This is a genomic window from Streptomyces sp. NPDC030840 (assembly GCF_055572015.1).
This window is the reverse complement of sequence record NZ_JBVIEE010000003.1, coordinates 547,028-572,153: the sequence shown is the minus strand read 5'-3', so window position 1 is coordinate 572,153 and position 25,126 is coordinate 547,028. Positions and strand designations below refer to the sequence as shown.

17 protein-coding genes are annotated in these 25,126 nt (G+C 72.2%); 7 read left to right on the top strand and 10 right to left on the bottom strand.

Annotation, left to right across the window (positions count from 1 at the left end; genetic code table 11):
- Positions 1–39 precede the first annotated feature (39 nt).
- From ACZ49J_RS09880 to ACZ49J_RS09865, 4 genes are read left to right on the top strand one after another with little or no spacing between them, the layout of a single operon-like run.
- A complete protein-coding gene (locus ACZ49J_RS09880) occupies positions 40–438 on the top strand; it encodes a hypothetical protein (protein ID WP_467447076.1) in 399 nt (132 codons plus the stop codon).
- Positions 435–1,376, top strand: coding sequence for a hypothetical protein (locus ACZ49J_RS09875; protein ID WP_467447075.1), 942 nt, complete (start codon positions 435–437; stop codon positions 1,374–1,376). The genes ACZ49J_RS09880 and ACZ49J_RS09875 overlap by 4 nt, the downstream gene beginning before the upstream one ends.
- Complete coding sequence (locus ACZ49J_RS09870; RefSeq protein ID WP_467447074.1) at positions 1,373–5,869, top strand: CHAT domain-containing protein; 4,497 nt, start codon at positions 1,373–1,375, stop codon at positions 5,867–5,869. The genes ACZ49J_RS09875 and ACZ49J_RS09870 overlap by 4 nt, the downstream gene beginning before the upstream one ends.
- Before the next feature lie 41 nt (positions 5,870–5,910).
- Positions 5,911–6,258 (top strand): hypothetical protein, encoded by a 348-nt coding sequence (locus ACZ49J_RS09865; protein ID WP_467447072.1) that lies wholly within the window; start codon positions 5,911–5,913, stop codon positions 6,256–6,258.
- A 304-nt stretch (positions 6,259–6,562) separates the two neighbouring features.
- Here ACZ49J_RS09865 and ACZ49J_RS09860 read toward each other — a convergent pair whose 3' ends face one another.
- The 3 genes from ACZ49J_RS09860 to ACZ49J_RS09850 form a co-directional block, all read right to left on the bottom strand.
- Positions 6,563–7,420: a potassium transporter TrkG gene (locus tag ACZ49J_RS09860; protein ID WP_467447071.1), complete on the bottom strand. Its 858-nt coding sequence runs from the start codon at positions 7,418–7,420 to the stop codon at positions 6,563–6,565.
- A 97-nt stretch (positions 7,421–7,517) separates the two neighbouring features.
- A complete protein-coding gene (nhaA, locus tag ACZ49J_RS09855) occupies positions 7,518–8,834 on the bottom strand; it encodes a Na+/H+ antiporter NhaA (protein WP_467447070.1) in 1,317 nt (438 codons plus the stop codon).
- Between the two features lie 198 nt (positions 8,835–9,032).
- Positions 9,033–10,112, bottom strand: a complete 1,080-nt coding sequence (locus ACZ49J_RS09850; protein WP_467447069.1) for a PucR family transcriptional regulator — start codon at positions 10,110–10,112, stop codon at positions 9,033–9,035.
- Between the two features lie 347 nt (positions 10,113–10,459).
- On the opposite strand from ACZ49J_RS09850, the gene ACZ49J_RS09845 reads away from it, so the two are divergent.
- The gene (locus tag ACZ49J_RS09845; protein ID WP_467447068.1) at positions 10,460–10,726 is read left to right on the top strand and encodes a hypothetical protein; all 267 of its coding nucleotides are present in this window, start codon (positions 10,460–10,462) and stop codon (positions 10,724–10,726) included.
- Between the two features lie 17 nt (positions 10,727–10,743).
- Here the strand turns inward: ACZ49J_RS09845 and ACZ49J_RS09840 are convergent, their stop codons facing one another.
- The 5 genes from ACZ49J_RS09840 to ACZ49J_RS09820 all read right to left on the bottom strand — a co-directional run bounded on the left by ACZ49J_RS09840 (position 10,744) and on the right by ACZ49J_RS09820 (position 16,192).
- The gene (locus ACZ49J_RS09840) at positions 10,744–11,232 is read right to left on the bottom strand and encodes a hypothetical protein (protein WP_467447067.1); all 489 of its coding nucleotides are present in this window, start codon (positions 11,230–11,232) and stop codon (positions 10,744–10,746) included.
- Positions 11,233–11,512: 280 nt separating this feature from the next.
- Positions 11,513–12,622: an SPFH domain-containing protein gene (locus ACZ49J_RS09835; protein WP_467447066.1), complete on the bottom strand. Its 1,110-nt coding sequence runs from the start codon at positions 12,620–12,622 to the stop codon at positions 11,513–11,515.
- A gap of 29 nt (positions 12,623–12,651) precedes the next feature.
- Complete coding sequence (locus ACZ49J_RS09830) at positions 12,652–13,089, bottom strand: NfeD family protein (protein ID WP_467447064.1); 438 nt, start codon at positions 13,087–13,089, stop codon at positions 12,652–12,654.
- 293 nt (positions 13,090–13,382) lie between these two features.
- The gene (locus tag ACZ49J_RS09825) at positions 13,383–14,639 is read right to left on the bottom strand and encodes an FAD-dependent monooxygenase (RefSeq protein WP_467447063.1); all 1,257 of its coding nucleotides are present in this window, start codon (positions 14,637–14,639) and stop codon (positions 13,383–13,385) included.
- A gap of 92 nt (positions 14,640–14,731) precedes the next feature.
- The gene (locus ACZ49J_RS09820) at positions 14,732–16,192 is read right to left on the bottom strand and encodes an MFS transporter (RefSeq protein ID WP_467447061.1); all 1,461 of its coding nucleotides are present in this window, start codon (positions 16,190–16,192) and stop codon (positions 14,732–14,734) included.
- Positions 16,193–16,277: 85 nt separating this feature from the next.
- Here ACZ49J_RS09820 and ACZ49J_RS09815 point away from each other — a divergent pair, with 85 nt between their 5' ends.
- Positions 16,278–16,844 (top strand): TetR/AcrR family transcriptional regulator, encoded by a 567-nt coding sequence (locus ACZ49J_RS09815; protein ID WP_467447060.1) that lies wholly within the window; start codon positions 16,278–16,280, stop codon positions 16,842–16,844.
- 796 nt (positions 16,845–17,640) lie between these two features.
- On the opposite strand, the gene ACZ49J_RS09810 is transcribed toward ACZ49J_RS09815, so the two are convergent.
- Complete coding sequence (locus tag ACZ49J_RS09810) at positions 17,641–19,329, bottom strand: peroxidase family protein (RefSeq protein ID WP_467447058.1); 1,689 nt, start codon at positions 19,327–19,329, stop codon at positions 17,641–17,643.
- A 571-nt stretch (positions 19,330–19,900) separates the two neighbouring features.
- Between ACZ49J_RS09810 and ACZ49J_RS09805 the strand changes: the two genes are divergently transcribed.
- Positions 19,901–23,218: a family 78 glycoside hydrolase catalytic domain gene (locus tag ACZ49J_RS09805; RefSeq protein ID WP_467447057.1), complete on the top strand. Its 3,318-nt coding sequence runs from the start codon at positions 19,901–19,903 to the stop codon at positions 23,216–23,218.
- Positions 23,219–23,903: 685 nt separating this feature from the next.
- On the opposite strand, the gene ACZ49J_RS09800 is transcribed toward ACZ49J_RS09805, so the two are convergent.
- Entirely contained in the window at positions 23,904–25,049 is a 1,146-nt protein-coding gene (locus tag ACZ49J_RS09800; protein WP_467447055.1) for a PucR family transcriptional regulator, read from the bottom strand.
- Positions 25,050–25,126: the final 77 nt, after the last annotated feature.

Sequence of the window (25,126 nt, the reverse complement as noted above, 5' to 3'; positions counted from 1 at the left end):
TCGGGGGCATACGGCCTCCTCGCGTGTCATTCTCGTCCGGTGGACTACCGGATGCTCGTGGATCCCGCAGCGGAGTCGACCGGAGCGGTCGCGGTGCACGTGCCGGAGGGCACGTCGGTCGTGGCGGCGGCGGCCCTTCTGGAGGACGTCCTGCTCAGGTTCCCCGGCGTCGAAACCGTGGCGCTCGTGGTCGGCGGCCGCCGGGCGGCCCTGACCTCCCGCTCCTTCCTCACCCGCGCCTTCCTCACGCCCGTCGGAGACAAGGGAACCGGGGACGGTGACGGCGCCACCCTCCCCGGCGCGTCGACCCGTTACGTGGCACTGCGGTACGCGTGCGCCGAGCCGGGCTGCGCGGGTGAGGCGTACGCCGCCTACCACGACGACCGGTTCCGCCCGGCGTGTCCGCTCTGCGGGCGCCCGATGGAGCTGGTGACGTGAAGGTCGGCGACGTCCTGAAACCCCCGCAGGACGTGCTGTCCGTCCGCTTCTTCACCATCGGCTACCTGCCCGCCTGCGCGGCCCTGCTCTATCTGCTGGTCCTGGTCTGGGCCGGTGCGCCGGGACCGACCCTGCGCTTCGGAACCGCGTGGGACACCGCCGCGGCCCTGGGTGCCGGGGAGGTCCTCGGCATCCTTCTCGCCGTACTGCTCGTGGCGCTGCTCGCCGCTCCCCTCCAACTGCCGCTCATCCGAGTACTGGAGGGCGACTGGCCGCGTGGGCTCGGGACGGGGACGGCCCGGCGGCGGCAACTCCGTCGCAAGCGGCGCCTGGAGGACGCACGGGTCATCGCCGGTTCCACGGTCCCCACCGCTGAGGAGACCCAACGGGCGGGTACGGCCGCGTCGGCGCTGGCGCGCTCCTTCCCCACGCCGGACCACCTGGTGCGGCCGACCAGGCTGGGCAACGTCCTCGCCGCCATGGAGGACACCGCCGGCCGGGCCTACGGCCTCGACCCGGTCGTGGCCTGGCCCCGCCTGTATCCGCTCCTCGACGACAAGGTCCGGGCTGTGGTCGACGACCGGCGCAACGCCCTGGACGCCGCCGTGCGCATGACGGCCACCGGTGCCGTCACGGCCGTGGTCTCCGCCGCGCTGCTCAGCAGGTCCGGCTGGTGGCTGTGGCTGGTGCTGCTGCCGCTGGCGCTGGCCGTGACCGCCTACTCCGGGGCCGTACAGGCCGCCCTCGCCTACGGGGAGACCGTGCACGCGGCGATCGACCTGCACCGCTTCACGCTCCTGACCGCCCTGCACCTTCCGCTGCCGGCCGACCGGGCGGAGGAGCAGGCCGTCAACAGGGCGCTGAGCGACGAGTGGCGGCAGAACGTGCCGTTCTCTCCGACCTACCGACATGAGCCCGACGGGGGGCAGCAACCGTGACCGAGGACACCCGGACTCCGGTGGACCGGCTCAGGAAACGCGTCGACCGCTACCAGCGGGAAGGCGATCCGATGACCGTCCTGGCCCCGGAGGCCCTGGCGGAGGCCGAGGCGGCCTGGCAGGCGCAACCCATGGAGGAGCGGCCGGACGGGACGACGTCGGTGGACCCGTACACGGTGTACGTCATCGGGTTGCTGCACTGGTGCCGGCACCTGGCGTTGCCCGAGGGGCAGAAGGAGGACGACCTCCGGCAGGCGCTCCACCTGTTCGCTCCCTTCGCGGACACCGCCCCCCACATCCTGCCGCTGATGGCACAGGACCTGCTGGACGTGCGGGGCGACGACGTGGAGGACCTGCTGGCCGACCTGAGACGACGCATCGACCTGTACCGCGCTCACGGAGATCCCTCCGGCCTGTCGGGCGCCGAGGGACCGGACGTCGCGGGTCGGCTCTCCCGCGCCGCGTACACCGGCAGCGGGCTCCCGTTCGTCGTGGCCCACACCATCGCGCTGTTCCACTGGTGCCGTCACCTGGCCGTCTCCGACGCGGACGCCGCCGCGGCCTCGCTCGACGTGGCCATGGGGATGTTCCGGGAGTTCGACGCCACCCGCTCCTCGTGGCTCCCCGAAGAGCTCTGGTCCCTCGCCGGGACGGACCCGGCCGCGGCGCGGGCCGCGCACCGGGCCATGCTGTCCCTGTCCTGGATCTCGGACCCGGCGACCGCCGACCGGGCGATCGCACTGCTGGGCCGGGCGGTCGCCGGACTGCCGGCCGGACACCCCAGCCGCGGGGTCCTGCTCGCCAAGCAGGGCGTCGCCCACCAGATGCGGTTCAGCCTCACCGGCGATCCCGCGGACATCGACCGGGCCGTCGAAGCGGGCCGCCTCGGACACGCGGCCGTGCCCGACACGCACGTCGACCGCCCCCGGTACACCTCCAACCTCGCCGGCGCGTTCCGCACCCGCGCCGAGTCGGCGGACAGAACGGACCCGGCCGACATCGCGGCGGCCGTGGAGCTGGCGGAGGAAGCCGTGGGGCTGCTGACACCGGAGTACGAGTACCGGGGCCAGATCCTGGGCAACCTGGCCTCCGCGCTCGCTGTGCGCTACCTGCACGGCGCCGATCCCGCCGACCTGGACCGGGCCGTCGACATCGGCCGCCGGGCACTGGCCGTGCAGGGCAATCCCGAGCGGTACGGCGTCCTGCACAACCTGTCCCGGGTGCTGAGCGAACGGTTCGAACTGCGCGGTGACCGGGCTGACCTCGACGAGGCCTCGGGGTACGCCGAGCAGGCCGTCGCCGAGGGGCAGGGACAGCCGGGGGCCGACCTCGGCGAGCTGTACGCGCGGCTGGGCTGGATCCGGTGGCTCGGGTACCAGGACGGCCATGACCTGACCGACCTCGACGCGGCACTCGACGCCGGCCGGTCGGCCCTCGCCGCCACTCCGCCGGAACACCCGCAGTACACCCGTCGGCTCGCCATGCCGTGGGCCTTCGCCGGCGCACGCTTCGGCCGCACCGACACGCGGGAGGACATGGACGCCGCACTTGTCGAGGGCCGGGCCGTCGTGGCCCGGGCCGACCTGTTCGGGACCGGGCACGCGGGGATGAGCGCCGCGGAAGTACGGCGCTCCGTCGGCCTGTTCCTGTCCGTCCGGTTCGACCGGACCGGCGACCTCGACTCGCTGGACGAGGCGATCGAGCTGTTCCGGTCCGCCGTCGCCGAGGAACCCGGTCCCGCCCTGCTGTGCAATCTGGGCACCAGCCTGCGGGACCGGGCCCGGGTGACGAGCACGTCGGCCGACTGGCGCGAGGCCGTCGAGTACGGAAGACACGCGGTGGCCGCGGCGCCCGAGGGCCACCCCGACAGGGCGGAGAGCCTTTCCCAGCTCAGCGCCACGCTGCGGGAACGGTACGAGGCCAACGGCGACGCCGCCGATCTCGACGAGGCCGTCGCGGTGGCGAGGGAGGCGGTGCGGACGGCGGACGGCCCCGCCGCCGGCGCCGGCCACCCCCAGGACGCCGGGCCGGCCTCTCGCAGGACCCCCGCCGGATCCGACACGCTCCCGCTCCCCCCGGACCCCACGGAACGGTCGGCCGCGTCGGGCGGCGCCCTGGGGCACCTGTCCAGCGCCCTTCTCCTGCGGTTCCGACGCCTCGGCGACACGGCGGACCTCGACGGCGCGGTGTCGTACGGCCGGCTCGCACTCGACCGGTCCGCCCCGGACGCGAGCAGCTACCCGGCCCTCCTGGGCACCCTCGTCAGTGCCCTCGGCACCCGGTACGGCGAGCGGGGCGCCGGCGCCGACCTCGATGAGGCCATCGACCTCGTGCAGCAGGCCGCAGACCTGACCCCGCCCGGGTCCGCGGCACGCGCCGTACGTCTCAGCAACCTGTCCCGGGTCCTGCACGAGCGCTACGAGCGCACCCGCGAACCCGAGGACCTCGACCGGGCCACGAGCATGGCGGAGGCCGCCGCCGACGAGCTGCCGGTGGAGCACGCCCAGCGCGCCATCGTCCTCATCGGTCTCGCCCAGTGCCTTCACGAACGCTTCGAGCGGGACAACGACCCCGCAGACGCGGACCGGTCGGTCGAGGTCGCCGCCCAGGCCCTCGCCGTGACCGGCCCCGGGCACCCGATGCACACCGGATGCCTCAGCAACCTCGGTGTCTTCCGTGTCGCGCGCGCGTCCGCCGAGGAGGACGCGGCAGTGGCGGAGGCCGACCTGGCGGAGGCGATCCGCCTCTACCGGGAGGGCCTGAGAGTGGCGGCCGACGACGCCCCCGAGCGGTTCGCGCTCCTGGCCAACCTGGGCGAAGCTCTGTGGCGTGGCTACGAGGTGTCGGGAGACCGCTCCCGCGCCGAGGAAGCCGTCGCCTGCTGGCGGCAGGTGGCCGAGCACCCGGCCGCGTCCAGCTGGCCCCGTCTGGCCTGCGCCCGGAGATGGGGCGAGACGGCGGCGGAGCTGGCCGAAGAGCCCTCTTCCGCCCTCGATGCCTACACCACAGCGGTCGCCCAGCTCCCCGTGCTGGCCTGGCACGGACTCGGCCGCGGCGACCGCGAACGGCTGCTGACCCGGACGCGTGGACTGGCCGCCGACGCGGCTGCCGCGGCCGTCGCCGCGGGACGGCCCGACCGCGCGCTGGAACTGCTGGAGCAGGGACGCGGGGTGATCTGGTCCCAGCTCCTCGACGTCCGCTCCGACCTCACCGCCCTGCGCGAGGCCGCCCCGGACCTGGCGGCGGAACTCGACCGGGTCCGCCACGAACTCGACTCTCCCGCCGACACCCTGCTCGGCGAGCCGGTCCCCGTCCCGGCGGACCACCGCATGGCCCTGGCCGACCGCTGGGACACGCTCGTCCGGCAGACCCGGTCGGTCCCCGGGTTCGAGTCGTTCCTGCAGCCGCTGTCCGCCCCGACACTGTGCGAGACGGTCGACGACGGCCCCGTGCTGGTGATCAACGTCAGTGGCCGGCGCTGCGACGCGCTGCTGGTCACGGCCGACGGGGTGCGGAGCCTGCCCCTTCCCGGTCTGTCGGACGAGGAAGCCGCCCGGCGGACCAACGCCTACCTCGCGGCCCTGCGCGAGTTCGCCCGCGGACGACGAGGACTGGCGGAACAGGTGGCGCTGGAGCAGGCGGTGGACGAGCTGCTGCGATGGCTGTGGGACACGGTCACGGCCCCGGTGCTGGACGCGCTCGGCGTCACCGGCCCGGCAGAGGACCGGCCCCGCCTCTGGTGGTACCCGACGGGCGCGCTGACCCTGCTCCCCCTGCACGCCGCCGGACACCACGGGGAGGGCGCCGGTCGGACGGTCATCGACCGTGTCGTCTCGTCGTACGCCCCGACGCTCAGGGTCCTCGGCCGTGGCCGGGCCGACGAGCCCCTGGACGGTGACGCGCGGTTGCTGCTGGTGGCGCTGGCGGACCTGCCGGAGCTGCCCGCCCTTCCGGGAGTCCGCGAGGAGACGGCTGCGCTCACCGCGCTGCTTCCCGGCCGGTGCACCACCCTCGACGGCCGGCGGGCGACCCGGGAGGCAGTCGCGGAGGCGCTGCCCCGGCACGCCTGGGTCCACTTCAGCTGCCACGGAGGTCAGAACGTCGTGGACCCGTCCCGAGGCGGTGTCCACCTCCACGACGGCATGTTGACGGTCGAGGAGCTCACCTCCGCCCGTCATACCACCCAGGGTGAACTGGCTTTCCTGTCGGCCTGTCAGACGGCGCTCGGCGGCGTGCACCACCTGGACGAGACGATCACCCTGACGTCGGCGCTCCAGCACGCCGGGTGGCGGCACGTCGTCGGAACTCTGTGGTCGGTGGGGGACGCGGCGGCCACGACGATCACGACAGCCACGTACCGGCACCTCGTGCGCGACGGCGGGATCGACGCGGACTCGGTCGCCCGCGCGCTGCACGGGGCGACGCTGGCCATGCGCAACAGCCTGCCCCAACGCCCCTCCACGTGGGCGCTGTTCGTGCATGTCGGTCCGTGACGCCCATTCAGGCTGCCTCGGCTCGGGACCCCGGGCGGGACGTGACGGGCAACGGCACGGAAGTCGATGTCGCCACCGGCCTGTTGACCGGAGACGTCAGACTGTCGGTCGTCTGGACCCAAGGGATGTCGTGGTCCGGAGCCGACAAGTGGAGCCCCGCACGGCGCCACACAATCGCCAACGATCTGTCGACGACGCAGCTCATCGCCGTCTCGGTCGTTGCCGACAGATCAAAAGGCGACCAGTCACCCGACCAGTGGGTTCCACCGAACGCTGCCTACCACTGCGTGTACGCCAGGGCTTGGACTCACGTGAGGTTCATCTACGGACTCTCGGTGACCAAGAACGAAAAGGCCGCGCCGAGCTCCCTTCTGGACACCTGCGGCTGACCAGGAGAGGGCTTCACCCCTTTCGCGACCGGGCACGTCCGGACACACCGGTGCGGCCTGCTCACGGGTCCGTGAGGTGCTGTTCAAGTCGCTCGGATACGGTCTTCGCTCCATGGCCCCGAGAGGCGCGTTCGTCTCACACCGGCTTCCTACGCCACGCAGGCCACCGCCTCCGCCGCGGTCGCCGGCGCGTCGTAGCGGCCGAGCCGTGACGTAGTCGAAGCCGTCCTTTACGCCCCTCATGAGGGCACCCGGTCCGTCGCTTTCTCACACCAGTTCTTGTCGGCTGCGGGCCCAGCGCGCCTCAGCTCGGTTCCGCGAAGGTCTCCACCGCGTGGGTCTTGCCGGTGACCACGAGGGTGCCGACGGCGAGCAGGGCGACGGTGGTGACGAGCGTCAGCCTGGTGTGCAGGGTCCAGTTGCGGCGGCCGGTGGTGCGGTGGCGGTTGCGGTGGCGGAGCAGTTCCAGGAGGACGGGGAAGCCGATCCCGCCGAGGATCACGGCTGCGGCGATCGGCAGGGTGACCCACGGGTCCTGGGCGTAACGGGTGAGACTGTCGGCGTGCAGGCCGAAGCCGGCGTTGTTGAAGGCCGAGACGGCGTGGAAGTAGCCCAGGTACACCGCTTCGCCGATGGGGTTGCCGTAGCCGAGGCGGAAGCGCAGGGAGAGGACGGCGCCCACCGCGAGCTCCACGGCCAGCGTCGTGCCCGCGACGCCGAGCAGCACCCGGCGTACGTCACCGATGTCGAGGCTCTTGGTCTCCGCCTGCGCGGTGAGCCGCAGTCGCAGCCGCAGCTTTCCGGAGACCAGCAGCGCGAGCAGGGAGGCCATCGTCATGATGCCGAAGCCGCCGACCTGGATCAGCGCGAGGATCACACCCTCTCCGAAGCCGCTCCAGTACGTGCCGGTGTCCACCACCGCCAGGCCCGTCACGCAGACGGCCGAGGTGGACGTGAACAGCGCGGTCACCAGCCCGGTCGCCCTACCGCCCTCGGCGGCGACCGGCAGCGCGAGCAGCCCGGTCCCGAGCACGGTCACGGCGGCGAAGGCCAGCACGACCGTACGGGCCGGGTGGGCGGTGAACAGCGACCTGCGCGGATGCGCGGAACGTCCCGCCACGGCTCCCCTTCTGCGTATGTCCAGTCCGTCAAGGGTTGACATGGACTTCCTTCGGAGCCCGTCAAACCCCGCGCGGCCGTCACGCTACCCCGCGGCGGCTCGTATGGACCGTAAGGTCCCGGGGACGAGGGCGTCTCCGTCAGCCCGTGCTCTCGACACCATCGTGCGCGGAGCCGGTGCGCTGGTAGATGTCGGGGATGCCGTCGGCGTCCTCGTCCCGGTTCTCGGCCTCCCACAGGCGGCGGTAGACGCCGTTGCGGCGTTTGATCAGCAGGGCCGCGACCGTCGCGGCGATCAGGGAGCCGAGCAGGACGGCGGCCTTGATGTGCTCGGCGGCGACCGGATCGGTGAAGGCGAGTTCGCCGATGAGCAGGGCGACGGTGAAGCCGATGCCCGCCAGTACCGCGAGCGCGAACACATCCGCCCAGGCCAGGTCGGGGTTGAGGCGGGCCCGGGTGAAGCGGGCCGCGAGGTAGGTGCCGGCGAAGATCCCCACCGTCTTGCCCAGCACCAGCCCGAGGACGACTCCCAGCGGCTCCGGACGCGTGAACACCTCGCCCAGCGCGTCACCCGACACGCTCACCCCGGCGGCGAACAGCGCGAACAGCGGCACCGCCACCCCGGCCGAGACCGGCCGCAGCAGGTGTTCGGTCCGCTCACCGGGCGAGGCGTCCTCGCCGTCGTCGCGGGTCGTGCGAAGGATCAGGCCCATGGCCACACCGGCGACCGTGGCGTGCACCCCGCCGTTGTACATCAGCGCCCAGATCACCAGCCCCAGCGGCACGTACCACCACCAGCCGCGTACCCGGAACCGCTGCAGCAGGTAGAACACGATCAGGCCGGCCGCAGCTCCGGCGAGGGCGGCCGGGTTGAGATCGCTGGTGAAGAAGAGCGCGATCACCAGGATCGCGCCCAGGTCGTCGACCACGGCCAGGGTCAGCAGGAAGGCCCGCAGGGCGGAGGGAAGGTGGGTGGACAGGACCGCGAGGACGGCGAGCGCGAACGCGATGTCGGTGGCCATGGGCACCGCCCACCCCTGCGCGCTGCCCCCGCCGAGTCCGGTGGTGGCCAGGTAGACGCCGGCGGGGACCGCCATACCGCACAGGGCGGCGACCACCGGGAGGGCGGCCGTGGCCGGTGTCCGCAGTTCGCCGACCACCAGCTCACGCTTCAGCTCGATCCCGGCGACCAGGAAGAACACGGTCAGCAGCCCGTCCGCCGTCCAGTGCCCCACCGACAGGTCCAGGCCGAGCGCGGGTATCCCGAAGTGTGCGTCGCGCAGGTGCTCGTACGCCCCGCTCCACGGGGTGTTCGCCCACACCAGCGCCACGACGGCCGCCGCCAGCAGCACCAGCCCGCCGACCGTCTCCGTACGCAGGGCGCGGGCCACCCGCATACGCTCCGGCCAGGGCAGCAGACCGAGGAAGACGGAACGCTCACGACGGGGGGCACGCATCCGGGAGACCTCCACAGCATCGAGTTCCGGGCGTACGTGCCCCTTCGACGCCGACCAGACTTCCCGGCACACCCCGCGCCTTTGACGCGTTCTTTACACACTAACCGCCACCGCTCGGGGCATGCGGCCCGAGCGCACCCGATACCGGCGGGCCGATGCGATCATCGTCACGTTTGGGTGCCCTGCGGGAAGCGCGGGTCAGAAGGGTTTCGTCGGCCAGTCCAGCAGCCGGGCGCCGATCACCGCGGTCTGCAGGGTGTAGCGGTGCACCGGGTCGGACGGGTCGGCGCCGGTGAGTTTGTGGATGCGTTCGAGGCGGTAGGTGAAGGCGCGCACGCTCAGTGACAGCCGCCGGGCCGCCTCCGCGGAGACGCAGCCGGAGTCGAAGTAGGCGGTGAGGGTGTCGAGGAGCGGCTGGGCGCCGCCCCGGGCCTGGCGCAGTGGGCCGAGGGCGTTCTCCACCAGATCGGCCATGGCCTGCCGGTCACGGGTGAGGACGGGGTAGACGAGGAGGTCGGCGGCGCGCAGCACCGGGTCGTCGAGTTCCAGGCGTTCGGCCAGGTCGAGGGCGTTCAGGGCCTCCTCGTACGACTGGACGACACCCGCCGGGCCGACGTGCGGGCGGCCGATCGCCACCTGGCCGCCGCCGGTCGCGGCGAACGCCTGCTTGGCGAAGTGGCCGAGGATGTCGTCCTGGTCGCCGGGGGCGACGCAGACGAGTCGGCCGTCCTTGGTGGTGAGGAGGATGTTGCGGTCGCCGAACCGGCCTATCAGAGCCCGCTCCACCTCCCGGGGCACCGGGTCCCCCTCGTCGTACGTGGTCTCGCCCTGGGCCACGGCGACCGCGTGCTCGTACGGCAGCCGCAGCCCGTAGCGTTCCGCGCGCTGGGCGAGTCGGCCCAGGTCGCTGCGGCCGTACAGCAGGTCGTCGATGAACTCCCGGCGGGCGGCCTCCTCCTGGCGTACGGCGTGCCGCTGCGCCCGCTCGTAGCCCTCGGCGAACGCGTCGAGGGCCTGTGTGGCGGCGGACAGCACGTCGTCCGCGGACGCGCTGCTCCCGGTGGGCCAGTGCGCTCGGGTGGCTGCCATGTGGGCGCCGACCAGGGCGCGCAGCCCGATCCCGGCCTCGGCGGCCTGTTCGCCCAGGGTGCGGCGCGAAGCCAGTTCGTCCCGGGAGAGCCGACGGCCGGTCGCCGAAGCGTCGGCGAGGATACGGGCGTACCCCTCCAGATACGCCTCGTGTCTCTCGTGCCCCTCCGGCACGTCCCGTCCCGCCATAGAGGTCCCTCCGCATCGAGTGCGCCGTTGCGTCTTCTTCACCCGTGGTCGCAGGAGCGTACTCCGTCCGTTCCGGGGCCATTGCCTGTTCCCGGCAACGAGCGGCGGGTTGACATCCTGGAGGTGGTCTGACGGACGTGGGCCGTCTAAGCCGCGACGGGTGCACGGCGCCCTTCACCTCACGGGCTGCGCGGGTTGCCGGAACCCGGCAATGTGCGGGGCTGCGGAGTTGCGTGCCGGGGGCCTGTCAGGATCGCGTAAAGAGCAGGTAAGGTTCCCCGCGGTGTGCCGGGAAGTCTGGTCGGCGGTCCTGGGAGAGCTCTCTTCGCCGATCGTGGGGCCTGTTCATGGTGCTCGTCGTGGTCTTCGGGGTGGCGCTGCTGATAGCGGTGCTGCTGTCGGGTCTCGCCGCCCGCACGGTGCTGTCGACGTCGCTGCTCTTCCACCCGGGTGGCGCGCTCGTCAGCGACGGCTTCCTCGGCTGGATCACGTGCCGATCGCCCGTCTCTTCCACGTCGACGACCTCACGGACACACCCTCCGGTGCCGGCACGCCGCCCGCCGCCGAGGAGGCCGGCCGTGCCGGCGCGTGACCTCGCCGAGGGCACCCTGTAGGCAGGGGGGTGTGCGGCTCAGGCGGCCCGGCGGCGCACGTGGAGTTCCGGGGCGGGGCGGTCGCCCTGGGGGAGGCCGTCGTCCGCCCGTTCCGAACGGACCGTGCGGGTCGCCCCGACGACGTGCCGTGAGGACGGCCCGGGTTCATCGGGATGGAGGCGGCGCAGCAGGCGTACCAGCGCACGGGTCGCACACCACGACACCGAGGGGGCGGCGACGAGGACGGCGAGCCCGGTCAGCGCACGCGCCGGCCCCGAGGAAGCCGGTAGCTCCAGCAGGACGACGGCACCGAGGCTGCCGGCCCAGGCGAAGCCCGTCCACAGCGACAACGCGACCGCGACGGGGACACCCCCCAGCCCCAGCGCGCTGAGGTCGGCGTCCTCGTCGAAGGTACGGGAGTCGGCGGCACCCACCGCGACCAGCAGCCAGAAGCCCGCGGCCGCCAGCAGGGGGACGGTGAACAGGAAGGTCGGAAAGCCTGTGGCGGCCTCCAAGAACGTCCGCATGCCCAACCCCCGATCAGCCCCGCCGCACGACGGCCTCGGCACGCCCCCGGCGGCTGGGTGCCGGGCACCTGCCGGTGCCCGGCACCCAGCCCTCCGTCGCGTGCTTCCCTCGCTCCCCATCCTGCCCGCGTCGGCACCTCACCGCATTGCCGGATCCCGGCAGTCTTGACCGGATCGTCCATGCCGGTGTCCTGCCAAGAACGCGTCAAGGGGCGTCAGGCTGCCCCCTCGGAGTCCTGGGTCACCGCTTCACCCGGTTCCCGGCGACCGCCGAGGGGGCTCAATCGTCGGACGTCCGCGCCCGGCGCGGCACCTGGTGCGACTTCGCGGCCTCGGCCTCCGCCTTGGCGTCGTTCACCGCCGCGGCAGCCTGCTTCCCTGCCTCGTCCGCAGCCGCGGCGGCGTCGAGGGAAACAGTCGAGCCTGCCTCAAGCTGCGGAACACGGACCTCGCCCGAGGCCTCCTGACCATCGGCGGTGCCTGCTTCCTCAGGCTGCCCAGGCGTGGGAGTGCCCGCCGTCGCCTGGTCACCGAACGCTCGAGTGACGGTCCGAACCGCCTCGGTCAGCTCCCCCGGGATCACCCAGAACGTGTTGTTGTCGCTGCTCGCCAGGTGCGGGAGTGTCTCCAGGTACTTGTAGGCCAGGACCTTCGGGTCGGCGTTGTTGCGATGCACGGACTGGAAGACGAGCTCCACCGCCTTGGCCTCGCCGTCCGCGCGAAGGATCATGGCCTGCTGCGCGCCCTGGGCCTCCAGGATGTCCTTCTGCTTCGTGCCTTCCGCGGTGAGGATCTTGGCTTGCCGTTCTCCTTCGGCGTGCAGGATCGCCGCGCGCTTGTCACGCTCGGCCCGCATCTGCTTCTCCATCGCTTCCTTGATGGTGGCCGGTGGATCGATGGCCTTGATCTCGACGCGGTTGACCCGGATGCCCCACTTGCCGGTGGCGTCGTCGAGGACGGCGCGGAGCCGGGAATTGATCTCCTCGCGCGAGGTGAGCGTCTCCTCCAGGTCCATGCTGCCGATGACGTTGCGCAGCGTGGTCACGGTGAGCTGATCGATCGCCTGGAGGTAGTCGGCGACCTCGTAGGCCGCCGCCCGCGGGTCGGTGATCTGGTAGTAGAGCACGGTGTCGATGTTCACCACGAGGTTGTCCTCGGTGATCACCGGCCTGGGGTCGGACGAATAGACCTGCTCGCGCACGTCGAGCTTGGTGTTGATGCGGTCCGCCACCGGCACGACCAGGTTCAGGCCGGGCTGCAGCGTCCGGCGGTACCGGCCGAACCGCTCGATGTTGTATCGACGCGCCTGCGGGACGATGCGCACCGTGGAGGCCACGAGGAAGACCATGACAAGGGCCGCCACGAGAATGGGGATGACGACGGGATCCACAGTGCCTCCGTTGCTGTGTGTTCAACGGTTCACGGAAGGAGTGCGCGGGGGTAGACGATGGCGGTGGCGCCTTCGATCTCCATGACGTCCACCACTGCTCCCACCGGGATGACAAGGCTCTCGTCGAGGGCGCGGGCGGACCATTCCTCGCCGGAGAGTTTGATCAGGCCACGGGTCGCGGTGACCTCCTGCAGTACCTCGGCACGCTTGCCGATCAGCGCGTCACTGCCCTCGCGTATGAGCGGCTGCTGTGCCATGTGCCGCAGCGCGACAGGACGGACGATGACCAGGCCCGCTGCCGCTGCTGCCCCCAGGGCCAACAGCTGGCCGAGAAGGCCGATGCCCACACCGGCGACCACGGCGGCAACCAACGCGGCGCCCGCCAGCAACCCGAAGACCAGTGTCAGAGTGAAGAACTCCGCGGCGCCCAGTGCCGCGGCGGCGAGCAGCCATACGAACCACGGCATCGAACCGCCCTCCTTCAGGGGCCTTCTCCACCAAGCTACCGCCCGGACACGCCGGGCAGAACAGACATGGCAGCGGCGGTTCTTGATCGCTGGGCGCCCGGTGCGGCAGTTCCTCCGGGCGGTGGGAGCCGTCGGCGTCCATCTCGACCAGCGCGTCGTAGCCGCGTTCCGCCGCACGAGGACTGCTCGGGCAGGCAGAGCCGGCGGCCGACCGGCATCCGCCCCTGGCTCGTGGCACAGGCGAGGACTACATCCACCTGGGAGCTCTCGATGCGCCCGGCGCTTGTGGAGTATCAGACGGCCGGTGAAGCCGAGTCCTCGGGCAAGGTGAGGGCTGTGTGGGCCGGGCGCCCGCTTGCCGGTGGCAGGGCGGTCAGGCCGCGAAGTCTGTTGTTGCGCGTTTCAAGGGCTTCGGCGGTGGTGGGGAAGAGCGCCGCGTCGCCTTCACCGATCTGTGCCTGGTTCAGTTCGACGAATCCGCGAATGTCGCGTTCGTACGCGGCGAAGGCGGCGGTGTGGTCGCGCTGGGCGGCCAGCGAGCAGGCGAGCATGTAGGCGCCGACGAGGGCGAGGCTGGACCCCTGCCCGGTCAGGAACGACGGGGCGTAGGCGGCGTCCCCGACGAGCGCGACCCGGCCGCTGGACCAGCACGGCATGTGGACCTGGCTCACGGTGTCGAAGAACGCGTCGCTCGCGTGGCCCAGGGCGGCGACCATGGCCGGGATCTCCCATCCGTCGCCGGCGAAGGTGGCGGCGACGAGGTCACGTTGTGCCTCGGGCGCGCGGAGGGCCTCGTGGGGTGGTTCGGGGTCGGCGAAGTTGAGGAACGCGTGCAGTTCCTTGCTGTCTCCGACCGCGTAGAGCGCCGCGGCTCTTCCGGGGGTGTTCCAGATGAGCGCCTCATGGGAGAGCCCGAAGGTGTTGGGCATGGTGAACACGGCGAAGCGGTACCCCAGATAGCGGTGGAACTGCCGCTCGGGGCCGAAGACGAGCTTCCGGGTGTGCGAGTGCAGCCCGTCCGCGCCCACAACCAGGTCGAAGCCGCGCTGGAGGCCGCTGCGGAAGGTGACGTCCACACCGTGCTCGTGTTCCGTGAGCCCCTCGATGGAGTCGTCGAACACGAACTCCACCTCGTCCCGGACGGCCCCGTACAGGACTTCCGTCAGCTGCCCGCGAGGCACCTCGACGTCACGCCCCTCGATCCCGCCGGCCACGGCCTGCGGGTGCACCACCGCCACCTCACTGCCATCGGCGTTGAGGAAGGTCAACCGGCGGGACTCGATATGCGCTTCCCGGAGTCGCGGCAGGATTCCCATCCGCTGAGCCACCTCAACGGCGGTGCCACGCACGTCGATCGGGTACCCGCCGCCCCGCGGTCCGGCGGACTTCTCCACCACGGTCACCGCGAATCCGAACCGGTGCAGCCAGAACGCCACGGCGGGACCCGCGATGCTCGCACCGGACACCAGGACGGTGCCCTTCGACGCGGTCCTTCGGCCTGTTCCTCTGCCCGTTCTTCTGTCCGTTCCTCTGTCCGTTCCACTGTTCATTGCTCTGTCCATTCCTCTGTCCATTCCTCTGTTCATTCGCCAACTCCTCAGTCCGTCACGAGAAATGTGAGAGCCGGCTCGGATTGCTCGGATCACTTTGTGGGCGAGGAAACCGCCGGCGGCCACGACGGCGCGTCGCCGCTGAGGCGTGTGCCGCGCACGAGCATGACGACCAGCACCGCGGCGATCGCGAACGCGGCGGAAGCGATCGCGATACAGCCGTACACACCCGTGGCCGAATTCGTCGTCTCGCCGTCGACGACCACGGCGGTCGACTTGAGTACAGCCGCGCCCACGAAGTCCAGCACCACGGACCCGATCGAGACCATGACCATGACCAGGCTGGACACGATGCCCTGCCGTTCGGCGGGCGCCAGACTCCCCGCCATGTTGAAGCCGGATGTCCCGAGCGCTCCCACCGTGACGCCCAGCAGGAATCCGCAGCAGAGCGCGACGGCGAGCAGGGAGGCCCCGAGGAACATCCCGGTGGTCACCACCGTTCCGAGCATGATCGCCCCGGCCAGTGTCAGGGCCGGTCCGATGCGCGCGGCAAGCCATCCGGCACCCGGGCCTCCGAGCGTGACGCCGACTCCCGGCGCCGCGAGCAGCAGTGCCACGGATCCCTGGTCGGCCAGTCCGTACCCGAGTCGCTGATCCGTCGAGACATCACCGATGAGCGGGATGAGCTGAAGCATGCTCTGGTACGAACCGGCTGCGAGGAAGACGACGAGGAGCGTCAGCACCAACGGCCCACTGAGGTCCCTGACGTCGATCAGGGGTTCGGGCTTGCGGCTGGAGACCAGGAACCACCTGGCCAGTGCGGCGACGCCACCGGCGAGGAGAGCCAGCGGGCCGACGGCGAGCCAGCCGAGGTCCGAGCCCACACTGACGTAGCCGAGCACCCCGGCGAGGCCCCCGCCGAGGAGGAGGGCACCGCCGGCGTCGATCCTGCCCGGTGTCCTGATCGAGGACTCGGGAAGGACGCGGTGCACACAGACCGCCATCACGGCCGCGACGAAGGCCGACAGCAGGAACAGGATCTGGAAGCCGAACTCCGCGGCCAGTTTCTCGATGAGGAAACGGGACGCGATGTTCAGCACCGCGGAGCCGGACGTCACGATACCCACGATGATCATCGCGATCCGGGGTGCGCAGAGCCCTCGAACGATGGCGACAGAGAGAAACACGGTGGCCAGAGCCGCTCCCTGCAGCATGCGCCCCGGCACGAACACCCAGATGCTGGGGGCCACCGCGCACAGGACAGCGCCCGCGCAGCTCAGGAGCAACGTCAGCACGAGCACCTTGCGCTTGCCGTAGATGTCGGCGCTCTTTCCGAGCAGGGGTGCCCACAGCACTCCCGCCAGCATCGCGGTGGCGTTGAGCCATGCCGCCTGGTCGGTTTCGAAGTGGTCGAGCATCTCCGGGAGGACGAGCAGTGGCGCGGTGATGGCCGAGTCGACCACGAAGTTCACCATGGCCAGGACCGCCACCAGGCCGATGAGCCGTCCGCTCCATCTCGTGTGTAATCCGGCGTTCGTGCTTCCGGTGCTCACACGCACCCCCTTAAGATACGTATCGGTTTCTTATTCGAGAGAGTAGAGTACCCGATAAGAAACGTCAAAGTTTCTAAGGAGTGTTGTGGGAAGACGGCGCGGCGAAGCGCTCGAGGCGGCGATCCTCGAAGCGGCCTGGGACGAGTTGAGCGAGCGGGGGTACACGAACCTGACCGTCGACTCCGTCGCCCGGCGAGCCGGCACCAGCAAACCGGTGCTCTACCGGCGCTGGGCGGACAAGCAGAAGCTGGTCGAGGCGGCGGTCGTACACCGCAATGCCCTCCAGCAGGTCACCCCGGCCGACACCGGGTCCCTGCGCGGCGACCTGATCGCCATCCTCACCGAGTTGAGCGAGAAGCAGGGGCCGTTCCTCGTCCAACTCAGCCTGCTGCTCACCGGCTACTTCGCCGAGACCGACTCGAGCTTCGCCGAGCTGCGCGAGATGTTCCTCGCCGGGCGCCGCTCCGGGCGCGACGAGATCATGGAGCGCGCCATCGAACGCGGCGAGATCGACCCGGCCAAGCTCACTCCACGGATCGCCTCACTCCCCTTCGACCTGCTTCGAGGCGAGACGATGATGACGCTACGGCCGGTCCCACCCGAGGCGATCGAGGAGATCGTCGACACGATCTTCCTCCCACTGGTCCGCTAGCCGGACGGTTGGTCCGCCAGCCGGACGGTGAAGAACGTGGTGCGCCGCTCCCGGCGGCCTGCCAGGGAGCCTCCCGGAGATCCGGCGTCGCGCAGTGCGGCGTCGCGCAGTGCGGCGTCGCCCAGTGCCCCGCGCAGGGCTGCCGTGACCCACGGCAGGCACCGCTTCGGCCGCCTGCCGGGTCACCACTCTTCATGCCGCCTGCCGGGTCACCACTCTTCATGCCGCCTGCCGCGGGTCACCGCACTGCGTGCCGCCCGCCACCATCCGCCTGCCGCGGGCCACCCGCCGCTGGTCACCGCCCGCCGCGGGTCACCGCACTTCCTGCCGCCCGCCACCATCCGCCTGCCGCAGGCCACCCACCGCCGGTCACCGCCCGCCGCGGGTCACCGCACTTCCTGCCGCCCGCCACCATCCGCCTGCCGCAGGCCACCCACCGCCGGTCACCGCCCGCCGCGGGCCACCGCACTTCCTGCCGCCCGCCACCTGCCACCTGCCACCTGCCACCTGCCACCTGCCACCTGCCACCTGCCACCGCCCGCCGCGGGCCACCTGCCGCAGGCCACCTGCCACAGGCCACCTGCCACCGCCCGCCGCGGGCCACCTGCCACAGGCCACCTGCCACCGCCCGCCGCGGGCCACCTGCCGCCCGCCGCCCGCCGCAGGCCACCCACCGCAGGTCACCCACCGCCCGCCACCCACCGCAGGTCACCCGCCGCAGGTCACCCCGCAGGTCACCGCACTTCATGCGGCGGTGGCTCGGCCGCCGGCATCGCTCGCGCGTCGTGGCGGCGGCTCAGAGGACGCCGGCGAAGCGGAGGAAGTCCGCGATCGTGCGCACCGGCCGGCCGTTCGGGAGCCGGACGCCCCGTGCGGGGTTCCAGCTGGTCTGGTGGGTGTAGGAACCGGGGTCCTTGCGGATGTGGCCGACGATGGTCTCGGCGACGATACGGCTGCCGACCTCACCGAGCCGTCGGCCCAGTTCCCTGACTTCGGCCTCCTTCAGCACGTAGAACCACAGGGGGGTCCTGTCGAACAGACCACCGGCCTCCAGGGCGTTCTTGACCGCGGCGCTGCTGCCCTGCTCCAGTTCCGCGCGGCTGAGGGGTGTGATCCCCAGTGACTGGGCCGCCGCCTGTCCGGTGGGGGCCGCCAGCCGGTAGCCGCGCAGGAGGTTGCGTTGGGCGAGGTGCTTGAGGAGATTCCTGATCCGGTCCGCCAGGTCGGGTTCGTTGCCCTCGCCGCGCAGTTGGGCGAGCGGTGGCGCGAGCCGGGTGTCGATGAGCCGCGCGAAGCGGTTGGCGAACTGACTGTTCCTGTCGACCATCCGGTCCCACTCGGCCGGCCAGTTCGACGGGAGCGTCGGCAGCGAGCCGGCGAAGCCGCCCCTGCCGGTGAACTGGAAGAGCTGGTCCAGGGTGGACACGGGCGCCCTGTCGCCGGGGCGGCCGAAGTTGCGGTTCCAGTCGTAGGCGCCGCGCACCATGCTGTGGCCGAAGCGGAAGGCCGCCACCGCGAACTCGATCGGCATGTAGGTGCCGCGACGGTCCAGGTCGAGCAGGTTCCCCTCCGCGGTGTCCACGAGGTCGACGATGTCGGGGCGCGCCACGGTGCGCAGATAGTCGTGCACGCACAACCACTGGTAGGTCCACCGGGTGAGGTCCCTGGCCCGCCGGAAGACCTCGGCGTCCGACTCGAACTCGGGCTCGTTGTCGCGGACCCAGTCGACCGCCGCGTTGTGGAACCGCAGGAACGCCACGTGCAGTTGGGCCACCACGAGGTTCTCGTCGTTGCGCGTGTCGCCGACCAGCGGGGTGCGGTCGGCCTTGCGCGGCAGGTCCCGTTCGTTGTCGTCGACCGGAGGGATCAGCGCGCCCACCCCGGCGGGGACCGGCGAGAGCAGGCCCAGCCGGAACTTGATCCCGTCGTAGGGGACGGCGTCCCGGCCCGCGACCGGTGGCGCGAACGGCCCGTCGCCGTACACCGAGTCGAGGTTCAGTGAGGGGATCCGCAGATTCTCCAGCTTCTTGACCACTTCCTTCGGCGGCACGGGTGGCAGATGCTCGTCGGTGATGTTGATGACCAGGTCACGGTCGGTCGCGGCCGTCAGATCGTGGTCGACGAACTGGCCCCAGTACGTGTAGATCGCCGGAATCGGCGAGTTGAGCTCGGGGTCGCGCACCTCGTCCGCGGACTCCACCATCGCGGAGCCCAGTGCGAGCAGGGCTTTGACCACCGTCGTGACGTCGCCCTGCGGAAGGTGACGCTCCGGGAACTGCCGCGCGAGGCCGGGGAACAGGTAGCCGAAGGCGGTGGTACCCACGTGCGCCGCGGCGTCGGTGGACGCCTGGACCACCGTGCTGCGCGGGCTCAGGCTCTCCTGCGTCTGGGCGGTCTTCTCCGCCTGGTCCGCACTGTCGAGAATCGCGTGCCCGCCGTGCGTGAGGTGTGTGATCACTCGATGGAACTGTCCCTGCTCGGCCATTACCGGCCCCTTTCCGGTCTGGGATCAGGCGAGTATTGCCGCGCGCCCACACCACCGCTTCGGGGAACTCCCTACCTCCGCCGGGGACATGCGCATCCACGCCCCTGAGCTGCACACCTGCCGGAACCCCTACGCCGCCTGCCGAGCCTGCGGCGCCGCATGCATTCGGTAGCTTCTACGCACCGTGGGCTCTCCGCACGAACGGCACGCTACCGAGGCCGTCGTAAGCCCCCCCGACCCCCCGCGCCGACCACCCGCGCCGACCGCCGTCCCGACCACCCGCCCCGACCACCCGATGCCGCCGGCGAATCCACCGAGTGAGAGCAATTGGCTTCCCAGCCCCAGCGACACGCCGCCTTCACGGCGTGTCGCTGGGCCTCCGGAGCCACTTGGCGAGGGGGAGGGGGAGGGGGAGGACGCGTGCGAGCCGGTGTCCCTCCCGCCCGAATCCTCGCCGTCACACCCCTTGTTGGAGCGAGTGCGCCTACATAGCATTTCCCGGCACGCGCGGTTTTGAATCGTTTCAAGTCCGGTCACTGTCCAGGGACGACACAGCGAGCGAGGAGCGCGCATGAGCCAGGTCTGGAACCGAAGACTCTTCCTCAAGAGCACGACGGCGGGCGCGGGCGCCGGGTTCACCGCGTTCTCCTCCGCGCCCACGGCCGCCGCCGCGCCCGCGGCCGCCGCCGGCACACCGGCGCAGGGTCCGGAGGGCGGCCGCACCGGGGCGCTCCGGATCGAGCGCACCACCGTCGAGTACGCCGAGCGGCTGCTCGGTACCGATGTCGAGCGCCCCCGCCTCGGCTGGGAGTTGTCCGCGCCGGGGCGCGGCGCCCGGCAGAGCGCCTACCAGGTCCAGGTGGCCCTCAGCCCGCGGGCGCTGACGGACGGCACCGGGAAGGCGGCCAAGCTGGTCTGGGACTCGGGGAAGGTGGCGTCCGACCGCAGCGTGGGCGTCCCCTACGGCGGGCCCCCGCCGCGCCCCCGTACCCGCTACCACTGGCGGGTGAGGGCCTGGGACGGAGCCGGGCGGCCCTCCCGCTGGAGTGAGGTCAGCTGGTGGGAGACAACGTTGTCGGCCGCCGACTGGAAGGCCCGCTGGATCGGCGCCGACGCTCCCGAGCAACCGCCCTCCCTCGCCGGTGCCTCGTGGATCTGGTCACCGGGCGCCACCTCCTCCGACGCCCCCGCGGGACCGCGCTGGTTCCGGGCGGCGCTGCGTCTGCCGGCCGGCGGCGCGCGGGTGCGGCGAGCCACCGTGGTCGCCACCGCCGACGACGACTTCACGCTCCATCTGGACGGCCGGCAGGTGCTGCACGCGCCGGAGCGGCAGGACGGCTGGCGCACCGGCCACGCCGCCGATGTCACCGAAGCCGTCGAGGAGGCCCGCGCCGCCGGCCGCCCGGTGGTGCTCGCCGCCCGCGCCACCAACCGCCCCGGCGCCTCGGTGAACCCCGGCGGCCTGCTGGCCCGGCTGGTCGTCGAGACGGCGGACGGCGGGCCGTACGAGCTGGAAACCGGGCCCGGCTGGCGCGTCGCCGACACCGAGCCCCAAGGCGGCTGGCAGCGCCCGGAGTTCGACGACACGGACTGGGCCGAGGCCGCGGTCCTCGCCCCGTACGGGCAGGGGCCCTGGGGCAGTGGGGTGAGCGTCGCCGTGCCGGAGCAGCCCGCTCCGCTGCTGCGCCGGGCCTTCACCGTGCGGAGGAGGATCTCCAGGGCCCGTCTCTACATCAGCGGACTCGCCTACTACGAGGCCGAGATCAACGGCCGCAGGGTCGGCCGGCAGGTGCTCGACCCGGGCTTCACGGACTACGACGAGACCGTGCTGTACGCCGTCCACGACGTCACCGGGCTGCTCCGGCGGGGCGAGAACGCCATCGGTGTCACCCTCGGCCGCGGCTTCTTCGGCATGACCACCCCCAACGTCTGGAACTGGCACACCCCTCCGTGGCACGGCGAGCCCCGGCTGCTGGCCCAGCTGGAGATCGACCATCCGGACGGCTCCCGCACCACCGTCGCCTCGGACGGCGAGTGGCGGATCACCAACGGGCCGACCCTGTCCAACTCGCTCTACGCCGGGGAGACGTACGACGCCGGCCGGGCCCCGCACGGCTGGACCCGGCCCGGCTTCGACGACAGCGGCTGGCGGAGGGCAGGGGAACAGCAGGCTCCCCGGGGCGCGCTCAGGGCGCAGCCACACGACCCGATCGAGATCGCCGGGACGGTGCGGCCGACGGAGATCTCCGAGCTCAGCGCCGGGGTGTACGTGGTGGACATGGGCCGCACCATGGCGGGCTGGACCCGCCTGACCGTCCGCGGCGCCGAGGCGGGCACGGTCGTCCGCCTCGTCCACGGTGAGAAGCTGAAGGCCGACGGAAGCGTGCAGGCGGAGACCGGCCACGTCCCCGGCCGCTTCCAGACCGACGAGTACATCTGCGCGGGCGGTGGCGAGGACGAGGTCTGGGAGCCGAAGTTCTCGTACAAGGGCTTCCGTTACGTGGAGGTCCACGGCCTGCCGGCACGCCCGTCCCCGGAGCAGGTGCTGGGGCGGCTGGTGCACACCCGCGTCGAGGAGGTCAGCTCCTTCGAGTGCTCGGAGCCGTTCTACGAGTGGCTGGACCGTGCCATGCGCCGCACGGTCCTCAACAACCTGCACGGCATACCGACCGACACGCCCATGTACGAGAAGAACGGCTGGACCGGCGACGCCCAGGTCGGCACGCCGGTGATGACGTACGCCTTCGGGGTACACCGTTTCCTGTCCAAGTGGCTGGGCGATCTGGCGGACAGCCAGAACGACGCGGGGCAGCTGCCGGTGATCGTGCCGAGCGGCGGCTGGGGCTACCGGGAGCTGGCCCCCTCCCCCGAATGGACGACCGTCCAGCCGTTCGTCGTCCGTGAGCTGTACCGGGCGTACGGGGACGAGCGCGTCGCCCGCGAGCACTGGGGGACGCTGACCCGGTACCTCGACTGGGAGCTGTCCCGGCTGCGGGACGGGCTGGCGGTCACGGCGCTCGGCGACTGGGTGGCGCCCGGCTACGAGATTCCCCCGGAGGACACCCGGCTGACCGCGACCGCGTACCTCTACCGGGCACTGCTGCACACCGCCGAACTGGGCGAACTGCTGGGTGAGGGCGCCGCCGTCGAGCGGTACCGGGAGGCGGGCGAAAAGCTCAAGGCCGCGTTCAACGAGGCGTTCCTGGGCCCCGAGGGCCACTACCGCACGGCGAAGGACCCCGGGTACCGGCAGACGTCCAACGCGATTCCGCTCGCCTTCGGCCTGGTACCGGCCGGCGCCCGCGCCTCGGTGGTGGACAGTCTGGTGGCGGACATCGAGGCGCGCGGCAACCATCTGAACACCGGCTGCCTGGGCACGAGCGTGCTGTTGAAGGTGCTGTGCGCCCACGGTCACCCGGACGTCGCCCACGCCGTCGCGACGCAGCGCACCTATCCGAGCTGGGGGTACTGGCAGGCCAACGGCGCCGACACCATGTGGGAGATGTGGCCGCTGGACTCCCGCTCCCGCGACCACTATTTCCTGGGCACGGTCGCGCAGTGGCTGTACGAGAACGTGGCCGGGCTGCGCCCCGGGGACGCCGGCTACCGCACCTTCTCGGTGCGCCCCGACGCCCGTACGGGAGTGAACTGGGCCCGTACGTCGATCCGTACGGTGCGCGGCGAGGCCGCCGTGTCCTGGTCGCGGCTGGGCCGGGAGCTGCGGCTCTCGGTGCGGGTGCCGGTGGGCTCGACGGCCGAGGTGCACGTACCGGGGAGGGCGCGCGACCGGGTGGCCGCGCCGGAGGGCGCGGAGTTCGTGCGCAGCGACCCCGCGTTCGTCGTCTTCCGCGTCGGGCACGGGGAGTGGGCCTTCACCGGACCGGCGTGACGGCCGGGCGTGGCGACCCGGTGTGACGGCCTGGCGTGACGACCTGGCGTGACGACCTGGCGCGACGACCCGACGCGACGACCCGACGCGACGACCCGACGCGACGACCCGACGCGACGACCCGACGCGACGACCCGGCGCGACGACCCGGCGCGACGACCCGGCGCGACGACCCGACGTGACGAGCGAGGCGCCGTGGGGCGGTCGGCCCGCGGGGCCTCGCCGTTCGCGTGTCCTCGGTTCGATCTCGGGGGACATGGCGGGGAAGCCACCTGCGGGGAGGCCCCCGCCGAGCCGACCGTGCCTCGGCTGGGGCTTCGATCGCGCCGGTCGGGTTTCTCGTCGCGCCGGCCCCGACGGGCGGCATCAGCCGGCGCTCCGCTCGCCGTGCGGTGCCGATGCGGCCGCCGTCGGTGAGGGGGCGCTGACGGAGTTGCCGCGGGTGGAGTTGCCGCGGGTCGAGTTGCCGCGGGTCGAGTCGACGCGGGTCGAGTCGACGCGGATGGAGCCGACGCGGACGGAGGCGACGCGGACGGAGCCGACGCGGACGGACGCGACGCGGACAGAGCCGACGCGGACGGACGCGACGCGGACAGAGCCGACGCGGACAGAGCCGACGCGGACGGAGTGACGCGAATGTCGCGCGGGGCGTTTCGGCGGTCCCCGCTCCGTTGGAAGCTCCGGGTCAGCGGCCCGCGGTTTCGGTTTTCTCCCGGTCCGCCGCGGTGGACAGCCGGCGCAGGACCAGGGCGAGGGTCAGCCGGGCGCGGCCCTCCGGCGTGGTCAGGGGGAAGCCCAGGGCCGCCTCGGCGCGGGAGATCCGGTCGGCGACCGAGCTGCGGTGCAGGTGCAGGTCGACGGCCGCACGGCGCAGGGAGTCGGCGGCGCAGAAAGCGTGCAGCGTGGTGAGCAGGGCGGTGCCCTGCGGCTCCGCGGCCAACCGGTGCAGGGCGGCGACGTCGGCGTTCTCGGCGACGGCCGTGGCCGGGAGGTGCTCGGCGAGCAGGGCGAAGCCTCCGAGCGCGTCCCACCAGCACACGGGTGCGCCTGTGAGGTGGGCGGTCGCGTCCGTGTACGGCAGCACGCTCCGGCCCGCGAACCGCAGGGCCGTACGAGCGGTCTGCCAGGACCGCCACGCCTGGGCCGCGGGCACCCGGGTGCCCACCCCGACCCGGGCGCCGGGCGGGGGCGCCGGACGGTCCGCGGGCGGGTCTTCGGTGGTGAGCACGGCGTACGCCTCGCCCAGGGCCGCCGTTCGTATGCCGTTCCCCGTGCCGCCGCGGGTACTGAAAACGCTCTTCGCCCACTCCGCCACACCCGCGTCGTCGGAGTCGACGGCCAGCAACCGCACGGGCCGGGCGGGCGCGAGCCCGAGGAGGTGCAGCGCCCGCGAGCGCTCGGCGTCACCCGCGGTCCGGCTGAGCACCAGCTCCACCAGCGCGGGGTCGCCGAGTTCGGGGGCGGGGAGGGTGCGGTGGCCCAGCGCCCCGGCGACCGCGATCGCCAGCCGCTCCAGCACGATGGCGTCCAGCGGCAGCGGACCGCCGGGCTGCTCCAGCCATACGCAGCCGCCTCCGCCCAGGTCGTGGGTCGCGACCCGCACCGGCCGTGCCGCGGGGTCGAGGGACGTCCCGTCGGGTGCGAAGCGCAGCAGGACGGCGCTCCCGGGCGCGTCCACGCCGACGGGACGCTCGGCCAGGCGGGCAGCGGCCCGCGCGACGGTGTCCGGCTCGGCCCCGTCCCGGATCAGGGCGTCGAAGAACGCGATCACCCTGACCGCGTTCCCCGCGTCGGCGTCGAGTTCCGACAGCCGCAGGAGCAGCGCTTTCATGCGGTTACGCTACTTCGGCAGCTGCGGGGCGGGAAGGCTTCGGAAACGGTCGGGCTCACCCCGCGCCCGCCATCTGT